The 14,129-nt window shown below is 50.6% G+C and carries 10 protein-coding genes; 1 reads left to right on the forward strand and 9 read right to left on the reverse strand.

What is annotated here, in order from left to right; all coding sequences use genetic code 11:
• Positions 1 to 6: 6 nt before the first annotated feature.
• Positions 7 to 753: an IclR family transcriptional regulator gene (locus C7R94_RS25920; protein WP_047071855.1), complete on the reverse strand. Its 747-nt coding sequence runs from the start codon at positions 751 to 753 to the stop codon at positions 7 to 9.
• Between the two features lie 218 nt (positions 754 to 971).
• Here C7R94_RS25920 and C7R94_RS25925 point away from each other — a divergent pair, with 218 nt between their 5' ends.
• Positions 972 to 1,718 (forward strand): YheC/YheD family protein, encoded by a 747-nt coding sequence (locus tag C7R94_RS25925; RefSeq protein ID WP_233220672.1) that lies wholly within the window; start codon positions 972 to 974, stop codon positions 1,716 to 1,718.
• A 54-nt stretch (positions 1,719 to 1,772) separates the two neighbouring features.
• Here C7R94_RS25925 and C7R94_RS25930 read toward each other — a convergent pair whose 3' ends face one another.
• The 8 genes from C7R94_RS25930 to C7R94_RS25965 form a co-directional block, all read right to left on the reverse strand.
• Positions 1,773 to 2,597: an aldo/keto reductase gene (locus C7R94_RS25930; protein ID WP_106785529.1), complete on the reverse strand. Its 825-nt coding sequence runs from the start codon at positions 2,595 to 2,597 to the stop codon at positions 1,773 to 1,775.
• 78 nt (positions 2,598 to 2,675) lie between these two features.
• Positions 2,676 to 4,313 (reverse strand): hypothetical protein, encoded by a 1,638-nt coding sequence (locus tag C7R94_RS25935; RefSeq protein ID WP_106785530.1) that lies wholly within the window; start codon positions 4,311 to 4,313, stop codon positions 2,676 to 2,678.
• A 36-nt stretch (positions 4,314 to 4,349) separates the two neighbouring features.
• On the reverse strand, positions 4,350 to 6,449 hold the full coding sequence (locus C7R94_RS25940) for a phage tail protein I (RefSeq protein ID WP_233220673.1): 2,100 nt from the start codon (positions 6,447 to 6,449) through the stop codon (positions 4,350 to 4,352).
• A gap of 33 nt (positions 6,450 to 6,482) precedes the next feature.
• Complete coding sequence (locus C7R94_RS25945) at positions 6,483 to 8,726, reverse strand: putative baseplate assembly protein (RefSeq protein ID WP_106785532.1); 2,244 nt, start codon at positions 8,724 to 8,726, stop codon at positions 6,483 to 6,485.
• Positions 8,727 to 8,743: 17 nt separating this feature from the next.
• A complete protein-coding gene (locus tag C7R94_RS25950) occupies positions 8,744 to 11,818 on the reverse strand; it encodes a putative baseplate assembly protein (RefSeq protein WP_106785533.1) in 3,075 nt (1,024 codons plus the stop codon).
• A 48-nt stretch (positions 11,819 to 11,866) separates the two neighbouring features.
• The gene (locus C7R94_RS25955) at positions 11,867 to 12,268 is read right to left on the reverse strand and encodes a GPW/gp25 family protein (RefSeq protein ID WP_106785534.1); all 402 of its coding nucleotides are present in this window, start codon (positions 12,266 to 12,268) and stop codon (positions 11,867 to 11,869) included.
• Positions 12,269 to 12,284: 16 nt separating this feature from the next.
• Positions 12,285 to 13,010, reverse strand: coding sequence for a phage baseplate assembly protein V (locus tag C7R94_RS25960; RefSeq protein ID WP_106785535.1), 726 nt, complete (start codon positions 13,008 to 13,010; stop codon positions 12,285 to 12,287).
• Entirely contained in the window at positions 13,007 to 14,122 is a 1,116-nt protein-coding gene (locus C7R94_RS25965; RefSeq protein ID WP_106785536.1) for a phage late control D family protein, read from the reverse strand. The genes C7R94_RS25960 and C7R94_RS25965 overlap by 4 nt, the downstream gene beginning before the upstream one ends.
• Positions 14,123 to 14,129: the final 7 nt, after the last annotated feature.

Genomic DNA, 14,129 nt, shown 5'->3' on the forward strand with positions numbered 1-14,129 from the left:
TCTTCGTTATTTCATCATTTTTCCCATTCGATAGGCTGCTTCCATGATGTAAGGGGCATATTGGCTCATTTTTTCAGGAGTCAGGCGGTTGGAAGGACCCGACGCCGCAATAGACGCTACCAATTGTCCGTTGCGATTGAATATCGGGACGGCTACAGCTGCTGTCCCCAGCTCCCGCTCCTCCACACTAGTCGCGAAGCCTTGCTTCCTGATTTGATCCAATTGCTCAATAAAAGACTCCTTGTTCACATAGTCAGGCCAATTCGGATCGCTGATGACTTCCTGCAAAATGAAAGGCTCTGCGTAAGCAACGAGTACCTTGCTGGATGCCCCCACCGCGAGTGGCATACGCGCTCCGATTGGCGCCACCCTGCGAATGGGCTGCTTGCTTTGGACTGCCTGTACGCGTATCCGCTCGTTTCCATCCCGCACATACAGACTGATCGTTTCCTCCACCAAATCCCGCAATCGCTCCATTTCTGGCAGCAGCAATGTCGCTGGATCATCGTTTTGCGACAAATTGGCGGATAACTCCCAAACTCGAAACCCAAGTCGATACTTCTCCGTCTGGACATCTCGGATCAGAAACCCTTTGTTCTCCAGCGTTGCCAGCAAACGATGCACGGTACTTTTATGCAAGGAGAGTCGACTCGCTATCTCGCTCAGGCCCAAATCCGTAGCGTCCGTAAAACAGAGCAGGATATCCAAAGCCCGATCGACTGCCCGAACGTTTGCTTTTTGTTCTTCTTCCATAAGTGTTTGACACCTGCTTCCTACTTTGTTCCGATCGTTTCATCTGATGAAACGAATATGCTACTTTTCAGTATACGAAAAAATAAACTATAGTAAAGAGCGAATCCGAAGGCTCCCCCACCTATTTTCTGTTCACGAGGACACTCCCACAAGCGTTGAAACCAGATAGGACATACACTGACAGCAAAATTGCAACGATTCCATTCTCGATTGGGGGAATGACCTCATTGAGCAAAAAGAGCAAATCCAAACTGACCAAGCATAGAGTGCTCCGGGCAAGCTCTTCGCTCGTCTCGGCCTTACCCCGGACATGTCGTTTTTCCAAGCAGTCTTTGTCTGCTTTTCTGGATCAATACAAAAAGGTAATCCTCAAACCAGCAGCAGGGAGTGGTGGTGCTGGCGTCATGCTCATCACACGAAAAGCCAAGGGCCATTACCGCGTCCAGCGTGGGCCTTCACACCGCATGTTGCGTGGAAAGTTGGAGACGTACAGGTATCTGCGCAGAAAAATAACGACCCCTTATCTGATTCAGCGCGGGATCTCGCTGGCACGCGTCAATGGTTCCTTATTCGATGTAAGAGTGATGGTCCAAAGAAGATCAGGCTCTCCCTGGGCCGTCACCGGAATGCTTGCAAAAGTAGCAGGCAGAGGCTATATCATTACCAATGTCAAAAGAAGCAAGGGACGGGTGCTTCCGATCCGCTCAGCCATTCAACGCTCTTCGATTCGCGGTGCTTCTGCCTCCACGATTATTGCTCGCCTGCGAAGAATCGCCATACTCGCTGCGAATCGTTTGGCAAGCTATTACACGCGCCAGAAAGTCTTTGGTCTGGATATGGGCATTGACGCAAATGGCCGGGTATGGATTATTGAAGCCAATCTACGACCAGACATTACCCTGTTCCTGAAGCTTGCCGACAAATCGATGTACAACCATATATGTGCCTATCGGAGGCACGTATAAGAAAAGGGGAGCCGTTCGTTCGTGGCCCCCCTTTGATCTGATGTGATTGTCCCTTTAAAAATCAAAATCATCCGGGTCTGGCCCAAAACGCTTGTTGTCATTTAGGGCAGTGATTTTTTCTACATCCTCTGCACTAAGGGAGAAATCAAAAACATCTGCGTTTTGGCGAATCCGCTCTGGTGTGATCGCCTTCGGAATCGTCACCACTTGGTTTTCCAAATCCCAGCGAAGCACAATTTGCGCAGGAGACTTGCCATATTTTTGTCCCAATTCCACCAAGAGAGGATGATCTAGATTTCCTTGCATCAATGGGCTCCATGCTTCTAGTTGAATGTGGTGCTCTTTGCAATACGCATGCAATTCTTTTTGGGTAAGCAATGGATGATACTCGACTTGGTTGACAACCGGAATGATCTCGCTATGTTGGCGTAAATCCTCGAGATGGTGACTATGAAAATTACTGACGCCAATCGCACGTACATATCCATCGCGGTACAGCTTTTCCAAGGCCCTCCACGTATCGACATACTTGCCTTTTACGGGCCAGTGAATCAGGTACAAGTCCAGCGTATCGATGCCTAATTTTTTCATACTTTCATCAAAAGCCTTCAGCGTTGACTCGTAGCCTTGATCCGCATTCCACACCTTGGTCGTAATGAACAATTGATCGCGATCGATCCCGGCTTGACGAATTCCTTCGCCTACGCCGGCCTCGTTGCCGTAGATAGCTGCCGTGTCTATACTGCGATAACCCGCCTCAATCGCGGAACGAACGGCCAACGTTTCGTTTCCGTCTTTTGCCTTCCAGACACCCAGACCCAGCCAGGGCATCTTCACCCCGTTGTTCAAAACGGAATGATCTGTGATATGTGTTGCCATTGGATCTCCTCCCGTCTTACGCTGATATGTACTTACATTAAGAAAGTGTAGCACAAATTCAAAATGAAGCAAACCTTGCTACTCTTGCGAATCTTGATACGCCACGTCCTCTGTCCCTGCTTCCAGCGGTTTGATCGCCCACCACCTGATCCTTGCCCGATCTGTCTGAACAGGTCCCTTCACCTGGACGCCGATCCGAAACGTTCCTTTTTGCGGATAAACGATGACCCCTACGGCAAAATGCGCTGCATCTGCCGCATACTCCGAATCATCAAAAACACTGCTATGCCCGTACATCACTTGCTCATGTTGGGAAAGCAACTCATCGATCACATCTGCATGAGAATCCTCGATTCCTGCACTGACATACACATTCCCCTTTCCGAGAGAATGCTTGAGCTCCTCAGAAAAATAACGATTGCCGATCTTGACCCCAAACGGCCAGTTGGAGGAGTATGGCTCAATCGGTATTTCTACCACGCCAGTTGCTACTTGTTCATTTGTCTTTCCTGGTCGGGGCAGTCCAAGCTCAAACTGGTAGACAGACGCCAGGTTATCGTAGCTCACATCGAACTGCGGCTTATCGCCTGCCGCGATTTCTTTCACACGCGTGGTCACTCGAAAGGAATCCGCAGGGGACCCTTGCTCGACTTGCTTTCCCTTCTGCGCACGCATCGCAAGCTTTTGCAAAAGCGCTGGCGTGTACACGTACTCACCAAACGGAACAGGAACAACCTTCTCGATGACATAAGTCGCATTCATTTGCAGCAAGCATACTTTTGCCAAATAAAGAAAAGGCTGTTCGTTTGCCTGTGTCACCTGATCCAGCTTGCGATTGTAGTAATCGGACACGAGCCGCTCTACCAGATCGTCTGGCGTAATTTCGATTTTTCCTACGGAAAGGAGATCGTTATGCACCAAGCGATCGCCGAGTCGAACCTCTGCCTTGCCCCCCAGCACTGCTAGCTCCACCGTTCCACGATCCCAGCCAGCTTTGATCGGAATGGAAACAACGTAATCCGTCTCTTTCGCGTCAACAGGCTCTAAGAAGGATACGCTACCGTCAGTACTTTCCAAGACTGTCAGCCCTGGCACATCCAGCTTGTAGTGGAATTGCACGCGTGACGTTTGTACCGTCTTCTCGATGTGCAACTGCAATGAAAATACTTCACCCGGATTGACGTATCGCGGAGTTGCCTGCCAAATGCGCACCTGTGGATCTGCATAGAGCAGCACTCTTTGCTCTACCAGTTGCACCCCTTCGATGGAAGCAGGATGCGGTGCCTCCTCTTTGATAAAAAGCCGATATCCTTCTGCCACCCGGTTGTATTCAGCCATTTCCTGCTCGACGGTTTCGGAGACGGAGAAGACCTGTTCTTTGCCTTTTTCATCATAAGCCAAGCAGACGTACACATTTTTCGCGTAATCGTTGTTACTAAAGCCTTCCATCATAGACAGCTTCAGCTTCACAGGCTCAGGAAGCACGATTTCTCTTCCGAGATAATCGAGAGCGACTCCGGCTTCGACCGAAATCTGCTTTTCGTCCACAGCGATCACTTGCAAACCGCATACCACCCCACCCCCGTGAAGCAAGCGATTGGTAAGTCGACGTTTGTCATTGAAATAGCGCTGTTCTGATTCGAAATCTCTGACGGTCAACAGCTTCCCTTTGAAATACACATTCCGTTCATGTGGAAAATAACGCAGATTCTTCATCTCGAACACCTCACTTTGCGTAAAAATCTCGGCTTCTTACTCCAGCTCTGCATCCAGGCCAATCCTCGTGTCATAATCGATTCGTCTGCTGCGGTCTTTCCCGCTTAGCACCGTGTTGTACGGCATGGATAAATTTTGATCAAGAGTGAGGAACGACGGCTCCGTCAAATAAGAATTAATCCCCACGTAGCTATGGAGGTCGGCGTAGATGCCCGGGCGCAGAACAATGAGCTTCGCCTCTGTAAAAGCAGGCTTTTGATCCTCCAAAATCTTTTGCAGAACCAACTGCTCCCGCTCTGTTTTCGCGGATTCCTGCGAAACGATCAGGCAAAATTGATACGGTTGATCCATGTACAGGGAAGAAATCAGCTCGTGTAGCTCCGGGATCGCCTTCATGTCCCTGATTTGAAAATACTCAACGATCATCGGACGCTCCCCGGTATACAGCTCCACCATCTTTTCCAACCCGGCACGAGTGCCCCGCTCTGCATACAGCTCCGGCGCGCGGCGAATCAGTTCTCGGCGTTGTGCCTCTGTCCAATGCTCATCCCTGCCCATCCCTAACCAGGAAGCAAGCCAAGGGACGAACTCTCTAGGTGTCGTATCAGGATCGAACAAACGTGAGATGGTATCAATCTGTTCCTCCAGCTCCAAGTAAAACGTCCCAAAAAGGGAGAGGAAGCGTTCCAGAAAATCCGCACTGGCAGGTTCGCTTTGATAGGTCGCTGGCAGATAGCGCAAAAATGTGTCGCGTGGCGAGTAAATCCGCATTTGTCTGAGCAACGGGGAGTGGCGGTCCGTTCCGAGCCATTCGATTTTGAGCCATAAATAGCGGCCTTTTGCTGAATGAATCAGCGCATCTGAAGCGTTGATTACCGGCTCCGACCATAGATTGGCCGTCCTTTGCAGCTTGGTTTTCCAGTCCATGTCGGATGCCAGCAAAAAATCCTCCAGATTGTGTACGGCTCCATGAATCACATGCTCTTTTCGATCAGAAGAAAACGTCGAGATGAGTAACTGCGTTTCTTCCGGTATGTCTGCATCCAGCGTGAATTTATGCCACACCGTTTCAAATTCCGTGCTATCCAATGCACGAGAAAAGTAGATGCCCATCGGTATCCCAGTCGTATCTAGGTTGGACGTCCGCGAAACGAGCCTCAACATAGTCAGCACATTTTTCTGTGCGTCCCAAACATACAGCCGTTGCTGGTTGTCAAAAACGAGCTTGTCTGCTCGGCCGTGGTAGTTGATCAATGGCGCAAGTGCTTCTCCCGTTGGTTGAAAACGCAAAATGAATCGGGTATGATCATGAGCCGAATCAATGGAACGACTATCACCCACATAGAGAATGGGACCTGGACCCACTGCAAACCCCGCGGGCTTAGTGCCTGACGGGATCGCCAGAGTGCACACATCGGAGCCTTCCGAAGAGAACCGAAACACTTGATTCGTCTGTGCCCAAAATAGATAGACCTTGCCCGCTTCGGCAACGGACAGACGAAACAACCTTCTTCGCCTGATCTCACGAAGGGTAGCTGCCTCTTTCACTTTCAATTCCGCATGCGTGTATGTAGCGTCTATCTTGCCTGCCCGATTCAGCCGAATGACGACCACTTGTGTTCCCGCTGCGATTTCCTTCCGTTCATTGTCTCGATCTACGACCACAGGTGTCGTGATGTATAGACGTCCTTCTCCATCCAGCCCTGCATCCAAAGGAAAAAGCCGCGGTTCCTCCCCCTCTTCGCAGCTCCAAATACACTGGCCGTTGGCTATGGAATACGCACCGACTTTTCGCCTCGCCTCGGGATCGATGATGTACACGTATTCATCGTCAGCGACGAGAAACGAGTCTTTGGAATACAACCCGCGTCCAGCACGAAACACCGTCTCCTTGAAATTGTTGCTGTCATCGTAATGCGTGATATGCCCGCTTTCATCCAGCCAAAGCAACGAGCCAACGCGTGCCATGGCAAAATCCAAGAGTCGAGAGTGATGTGTCGTCCCGGCCTGATGCACATGATCGATCACATATTCGGGCGATTTATTCAGCCCGATCCCCTCGTTAGAGACATGGAGGTTATACCAGACCCCCCGCTGCCAATCGGACGGATTGTTCAGGGAAAAGAAACGATTCATTGTATCCACGCCCACTCCTCCGTTTGTTCCCGTCTATCTTTCTCTATCCACAACGAGCTCCAGAACATGCTCTCCTGAGTACACCAGCGCATGGCGCGGAATCTGAATATCGCCCCCTTCATCCCTGACGATGCTTGTGCCCTCTGCGGAAACCCACAAATCCGTCACGTACAGCACACCCTCGATCTGGTTTAACACCTCATAGAGATCACTTTTATAAACTGGTCGGCCAAATTCCCATCCTTTTCCTTGATGAGTGGAAGGATTGTGCAAATCCAATGGTGTCAAATATCGCTGCAATGCTTGTAGCACGATCTGCTTTTTGTCTGCAAACGCAGGCTCCACCACGATTGTCGCGAAAACGGTCACTTTGATATAGGCTGGAGCAGCCACATGGACTTCTGTCGTCAGCAGCCTCCGCTGTTCCAATTGGTAGCGAACGGTCCTTAAGAAACCTTCACTTGGCAGTGGTGTCGGCTGATCGCTGAATGGAACGATGACCACGGTCATTTGAGCGGCTGCGTTTTGCTCAGAAGCTCCCAATTCCCCTACTTTGTATAGGGGGATTGCCTTCGCGCGGGCCACACGCAATCCGGGGGTCGATAGCGCGATCGCCTCATAGTCTTCTGCTGTAACGGCCCGCTGCGTTTTTTTCCATTCCATTCTCATCCTGCGCTTGGCTTGATCAATTGATTCGCGCTCGCTTCCCCCACTGGCTGGACGGGGATTCGTCACCTGCGCGGTGGTTCGCTGCCGGGCGAGCGGGTGAAACCAGGTAATTTGGCCCCCCTGTACATTCCCCTTCGCCCCTTGGCCTGTCTGACAAGATATGATCCGAATGCCCGCCATGCCTTCCAGCCTTTCGGGTATAGCTCCGTGCTCATTGTTGCCAAAGGCAATTTCTGCCCCGTCCACATCCGTCAGCATAAAATGGCGATCCTGTGGCCCCGATCGGTCAAAATCAGTGACCAGCGACCAGTCCTCCCAGACGGGAAACGGACTGCCTTCGATCTGATGCGCCACCTGAATGACAAACGTTTCCGGCAAGATCGATTGGACATTCAGCCGAAACACTTGATGTGGCAAGCCACTGCTTTCTCCAACGAACCGCTGCCCTGCAAAGTCACTCCGATAGGCAATGACCCGAATATTTTTCTGGCCTTCAGGCATTGGACTTCCAAACCGAATCATCGTTGTGCCCTGTTCTGGGTCACGCGAAACGCGAAACGAAAATACGCCTGTATCGGCTTGGTCTGGTTCATCCTGATCCCAACCACATTGCCAATGACGTCCCTTTTTGCATTGAACCTCCACAATGCCGTCGTACGATAGCGAGCTGGTAAGGACAACCGTCTGATCCGCTTGCCCCGTTCCATCTAACTCCCACACTTGACTGAAGGTTTCGCGTTGAATAGCGCTCACGGTGTTCAGCTCGATTTTTTCCATGCGAGGAGCTAATTCGAATCGACCTGCACGCAATGTCGCACAAAGCCAGAAACGCGGCCGATCATTGGCGGGGTAAAGCATGAGCGGCTTCATAGCTCCTTCCAGCTCAATCAGGACTCGTCCCGAAAAGGAGAGATTCATCGTTTCATCCGAAACTGTTGGCAACGGATTCCATCCCAGTTCTTGCGTGCGTTCGTTCTGTCCATAGTACTCCCACACGAGAGTGGCTGATGGAACGAAAAGGGATGTGTGTGTAAGCGGGGCGATTGGGAGAGGATAGTCCTCAAACAATCGCAATCCGATGGAGACTGCCTTCCCTACTGGGAGTGGCCGATCAAAGCCTAAGTAAATCTTGTTCCCTATCTTTGGTTCCTGGCCAAATGCGTAGTAGGAAACACCATTATGCGCATTGGATGAACTTACATCTGCCGTCCCGCTTTCTGTATGAACCAGAACACGCTCCAGGCTGGCCGGTACCAGAACAAGCGAATGTTCCGTCTCGAAAGGAAGACTCCCCGCGAACAACCTCGTCTTCTCCGGAAGGATCGCTTCTTCTGACACGTCGAAAAACGTTACATCCGTCGTCGCACATGACTGGTTCTTTGGGTGTACACCCATGAGCTGCAAAAATTTGCGTTCGTTCTTTTCCGTTATCCGGTTGAGATAGTATTGTTGCATTTCCATCAACCACGCGAACATCTCCAAAAGCGTAATGCCTGGATCGTGATGACGGTGATCCCCCCACTCTGGCTGCAGCTTGGGGATCGCGTTTTTTGCTTGTTCGACGATCTCTTCAAAGTGGCGATCATCCAGATTTTTGGATGGAAGCATAGCGCACACTTCCTTTTTCAATGTTTGGGTGGGAAGAAAGAATGTCCTTCCTGAACGCGGACGCTGATTCGATGTGCTCCCTCTGTGACGATCCCATGTACAATCGTTTCGTATTCAGAAGCGAGTATTTCCTTTCGTTGCCCATTTTCCGTTCGAAATACAGTCAAGGTCAGATGATCCACAAAGCGGACGCCCTTTACGGATTTCAGCAAGGCAAACAAGAGCGAAGTGTGCACACGCTGGCCTATTTCCCAGCCTCCACCATGCAGATTTCCTGATATGGGGTCAAGGAATCGCGCGAGCTTGCAAAGTGTCTCCAGCTCCACCTCAACGATTTCCTCCAAAGACCCTACTGCCAGCTCTGCTGTCACCGCAATTTCCAAGTAGACAGGCTCCCTAACATGAATCCGTTCGGGGGAGGCTATCGTCGCTGCCGCATGGGTAAGCAAGTAGTTCGTGACAGAACGCCGAAGCTCCAAAAATTGTGTGCCGAAGCATCCCGCTGCGGGAAATACAATCACAGTGACATGCCCTGCTTCTTTTTGCTGGCGGCTGTTCCGATTCGGCAGACACTTCACTTTGGCTATCCCCGGATGCGCTTCACGGACGAGCCATTCGAAATCTTCAGCCGTCACCGCTCGATAGCGATGCTTGATTGTCTGAGGACCGCGATGCAAGGCTTCTGTCAGCATTTCCCGATTACTTCCCCCAATCGCAGGAACCGGATTGCTGACAGCTTGGACAAACGGAATCGATTGTTCCAGTTGATTCAACTGCCCAGCAGGAAGATTCCCTGCTGTTCCCCCTCCGACCTTATACGTCACCCTCACGGAGCCGAGTCCGGTTTGTGGAAGCTCCCTACCGTGTCTGCCATCGCCAAACAAAATTTTCCCGGTGGCACTCTCCAAGCAGTAATGGCGATCATCCGGGCCAGAATCGTGCAGATGCTCTACTCGCTTCCACAGAACCCAGCATTTTTGCTCGTTCCCTTCAGAATCATAGAGAAGCTCCACCCGATTTTCCGGATGCTCCAGCCAGCTCTTTCGTTCACTCGGCAAAAAGAAGCCTGTTTCATCTACCCATACCTCTTCGTCCATGACGGGATGTCGGATCAGTCTGTACTCGGCTTGTGGTCCCTCTGCTATCCGCTCTGCCATTTCATTGCGAATCGTCTCCTGTTGAATGGCTCGTATCGTATTCGGATAAAAGCCGCTTAGCACGGGATGTCGTGCATCCGAATCGCATCCTCCAAGACGATTGTCTACATTGACGGCGCGAATCCAATAACGCTCCCGTTCAAACATTTTGCTTTTTTCCATATCAAAAGGACCAGCGAAACGTACAGTACCACTTTCCGTAAAACCAGCGGTCTGATCAATCGTTTGCAGCTTGGCCCAAGTCGTCACTCCTGCATCTCCGCGCTTGTATTCCCATTGCACAACCGGAGCAGCCCCTGGGGATTCTTCCATTGGGAGAATAGAAAAGTAGAAAGAGAGCGGTCCTTGCAACGGGGGCTGCTCAAATCCAAAATAGATGGCGGGATGCATGCATTCGGATGGCAAAAAGGGCTGGAAGCTAGCCTGATGATTGCCTGTACCAACAGGTTGCTGCCAATCCAAGTCGTTCTGTGTGAGAATCGCTTCCGGCACATGCAGGGACTCTCGGTACGAATAGGTCAGGCGCATGTCTTCCAGCCACGGGGCCATGTTTACAGGATTCGGGCCATATAAGCCTTCCACCTGAAGAATTCGCACACGAATCCAATACCCATACTGGGATTGCACGGTTGTCGGCTGCAAATCATCTGGACACGTAAAGGTAACCACAATCTCCTCATCCGAATCGGTGCCAGCAAACAGCTTCTCACGATCCTCACCTGACAGGAGCACCATCCATCCGCTGCCATTCCAGTATTCCCATACCACCTTGCTGACCGTGACGGGTGTCGTCGCAGGAGGATCAAAGGTCGATTCCTTCATGATCCATTTCCATTTCGGTTCCGGTTGTGACAGATGCGTAGCGGGATATGGCATCGTTTTCATCCGAAAACGAAGGGCAACCGTACTTCCATGCTTCGTAAACGCCTCTTCACAGGACAAAAAAAACATGCCATACGGTGCGAGCTGCTCGCCAAATGCAAGGCAGCCACTCCCAGAAACCTGCACATCATTGGAGAAAAGCATGTCGGGTGAAAGGCCCTTCGGATCATCAGTCGGCAAATAATCCGTCTTCATCTGGATGTGGGTCAGAGAGAGGCTCCCGCCATTTTTCATCCACTCATGAATCATGCCTGGCTTCACTCTACAGCGAAGCCAACGATTTTCGATTCCTTGCACTTCACTGGACTGCCATTGTTTCCGCTGCTTTTTTTCCAAGCGCAGCCGATTTTGATCAGCCTCGATCTTGTCGAACAAAACCCATTCGCCCTCTGACTGATACGCCCACTCGACCAGCGCTGGATTCGCCAGCTTCTCTGTCAGCAAGGACTCCAGGTAGCGTTCCTGATTGGAAACCATCGTGAGCTGGATGGAAGCACGGTCCCCTAAACAAAACAAGTTCTCATGCCCCAAATACCAGCAATGCTCCTGGTGATTAGGCAAAGCCTGGCAGTCCAAGAGAGAGAGCGGCGCATTTGTTCCAAGCCAACTCGTTGCATCTGTTAAAAAGTCTCGACTGCCATTGGAAAACAACAGATCTGTCGGGAGAGAGGGGGTAGCCAGCATAGGCTGATCTGTTTCAAAAACCACTTCATCACCAAGGGCAGACTTACCCGAAACCTTTGTGCCCGCCGGAATCCACACCGGCTTTTGCACCCCTGTACTCAATTCAAATGTTAAAAAGGTTTCTGCCGGTCTTGCCTGAGCCATTCCGACACCGAGCATATTGAGAAACGCAACAAAATTTCGTTCCGGAACTTGATTCAAACGCTCACGATTATTCATCAGCATGTCTGCGAAAAGGAGAAATAAAGCCGTACCCGCATCAGGATCTTCTGGAGTGAAGCGCCACTCCGGGGTGTAGAATGGCACCATTTCGCGCATTTTTCGGATGACTGCCTGCATATCCCGCGAATCGACCAACGGTGGTTTCACATTACCCACCTCCCTTCCTTTTTGCTTCACGCGACTGTGACTCTTGCGCTATCCATGTGGACCGAGGCGATGGACAGGATACAGAAGCTGATAGCCTTTGTTTGTCGCACGTACGGTATAGCTGATCGTAACGTTCACCTTTTCGGAATGAGTTTTGTCGACTTTGGCCTCCACCTGCACATCCCGCACACGCGGTTCCCAGATCAAGATTGCTTCTGCGATGTCCGATTGGAGCAAAGCCAGACTCGTTCCGTCCGTGCCATCAAACATGAAGCCTTGCAATCCGCTCCCGAATTTCGGTCGCATCACACGCTCTCCCTTTGCAGTGGAAAGAATGATACGAATGGATTCCGCGATGTCATCCTCGTAATCAGACAAACGAATACGGCCTGTAGCCTGATCCACCTGAATAGGGAACTTCCATCCTTTTTCACCGAATGCCTGCTGCATGGAATCCCCCCACGAATTAATTCAATTTGATCACCGAACCGTTGATGGCAACAATTCCGTCAGATTTGATGTTCAGAGACGCTCCTGCTTTAATCGACATGGCTCCCTGCGCCTCCAGATTCAACTGGGTGGACTTGATTGTCAGCGATGTGTCTGACTGAATGGTCACTTGCCCTTTTGCATTCAATGTAATCGTACTTGAGCCGCTCTTCACCGTAACTTCGCCCGTGCTGCCGCCTTTCATGGCGATTTGGTTGTTTCCGCTGCTCTCCGTAAGCACAATACTCTCATCCTTGTCCGACAGCTCCACCTGTTGTCCTTTTTTCGTGGCAATCGTGATCTTCCCGTCATTCGGATCATCGCCAAAAATCACTTCATGGCCTGCACGGGTCGTGATTTTTCGGATGTTGTTTTTCTCCGCCATTTCCGGGCCTTTGTTTTCCTTATTCCATAACATCCCGATCACAAATGGCTCGCGTACATCTCCCCAGTGAAAAGCGACCAGCACCTCGTCGCCTACCTCCGGAATAAACAGGCTGCCGCGATCTTTTCCTGCAAACAGCGTGGCAATTCGTACCCAATCTGTCTCCCGCTCGTTATCAACCAGAGGCAGCTTCAGCTTTACACGCGAGAGCTTTTCGGGGTCTTCATTGTTCGTCACAATCCCCACAATGACACCGTGGATTTTTGCCCGTTCTTCTTCTGTTATTTCATCCTGGTAGAACCATTGATCAAAGCTCATATCGTATTTCCCTTCACTTGAAACGTCGTCACATATCCAGATGCCACATCGATGGTGTGTGTAACAGATGTGATGTAATATGGCTGACTCAGCTTTTTCCCCATGCCCTCTAGCATGATATAGCGGCCAGCACGAATTTCTGGCAGACCGATGGCCTCGCAGTTGCCGTCGAGAAGGTTCATGGCGAGTTGATTCAGGCGTGCCTTGGCGACCGCTTTTATCTCCTCAGGTGAGTCCAGCTTTTTCGTAGACTCGTATTTATCAAAATAATCACCGATTGCTTGCAGCAGATCAGCGCTAGTCTTCGAATTGGTCCCGAGCTTCCCTATATCTGCGCTCGTTGCTTTCGCTTCCTGGAGCACCGTTGTTTTGTCCTTGTCTACCCATCGCACTGTATAGGAGGAGGCTTGAGAAGCAATGTTGACATCGACAGAAAAGCTACGCAAGGACACTCCCCAGATCAAGGTGAGGACCGGAGTCATGTTGCTCAGTGGCTTACGGAAATACAAGTTCTTCCCGACGATAAAAAAGTCGTAGTTACAAATTTTTGCAAGACGATTTAAAAACTGAAAGTCAGTCTCGGACACCGTCTTGGTAATGGTCTCGATTGTCTGAACCGTATCATCCACATGCGTTGACAAGCCGTATTTTTGTCCCAGCTCTTTCACGACATCGCTGTATTTCTTTTTATTCCAGGAGGTAGACTTGTTATCGACCATTAGCAGGAACGATTTGTCCATCCCTTTTACCGTTATGGTGGGCGTCTCCTCGCATGCAAACGAAACGGCTGTAATATGTCCGTAAAAGAGACTGGATAGCTCGGTTCCATAGCCCATCTGAATTTCAATTTCGTTGCCTGGAACCAGATAGTCATCTACCCAGCGGAACTCCCACGCTGCCGTATCAAAAGCATTGGTTACCGAAAACGAGAACGTATCTGCTTTGCCTTCCAAGGTGGAGTTGATCGTTGCTTTGGTAATAGCGACACCTACCTGGCTGATCAGTTTTTTCCCTCCAACGAGTATTTCCAAGGCTGGAGAATGAAAATTGTTGTACGTTTGGCGCAGGTCATCGAAGGAATGGCGATCTGTCGTCAATTTCAATTCGCTCATTTCTTCG

It is taken from the genome of Brevibacillus sp. NRRL NRS-603 (assembly GCF_003013445.1).
GTDB classification, from domain to species: Bacteria; Bacillota; Bacilli; order Brevibacillales; family Brevibacillaceae; genus Brevibacillus; species Brevibacillus formosus.

Bases quoted from the DNA above. Each gene is read 5' to 3' on its own strand.
- C7R94_RS25920 (WP_047071855.1), bottom strand. From the start codon at position 753: ATGGAAGAAGAACAAAAAGCAAACGTTCGGGCAGTCGATCGGGCTTTG.
- C7R94_RS25925 (WP_233220672.1), top strand. From the start codon at position 972: ATGACCTCATTGAGCAAAAAGAGCAAATCCAAACTGACCAAGCATAGA.
- C7R94_RS25930 (WP_106785529.1), bottom strand. From the start codon at position 2,597: ATGGCAACACATATCACAGATCATTCCGTTTTGAACAACGGGGTGAAG.
- C7R94_RS25935 (WP_106785530.1), bottom strand. From the start codon at position 4,313: ATGAAGAATCTGCGTTATTTTCCACATGAACGGAATGTGTATTTCAAA.
- C7R94_RS25940 (WP_233220673.1), bottom strand. From the start codon at position 6,449: ATGAATCGTTTCTTTTCCCTGAACAATCCGTCCGATTGGCAGCGGGGG.
- C7R94_RS25945 (WP_106785532.1), bottom strand. From the start codon at position 8,726: ATGCTTCCATCCAAAAATCTGGATGATCGCCACTTTGAAGAGATCGTC.
- C7R94_RS25955 (WP_106785534.1), bottom strand. From the start codon at position 12,268: ATGCAGCAGGCATTCGGTGAAAAAGGATGGAAGTTCCCTATTCAGGTG.
- C7R94_RS25960 (WP_106785535.1), bottom strand. From the start codon at position 13,010: ATGAGCTTTGATCAATGGTTCTACCAGGATGAAATAACAGAAGAAGAA.
- C7R94_RS25965 (WP_106785536.1), bottom strand. From the start codon at position 14,122: ATGAGCGAATTGAAATTGACGACAGATCGCCATTCCTTCGATGACCTG.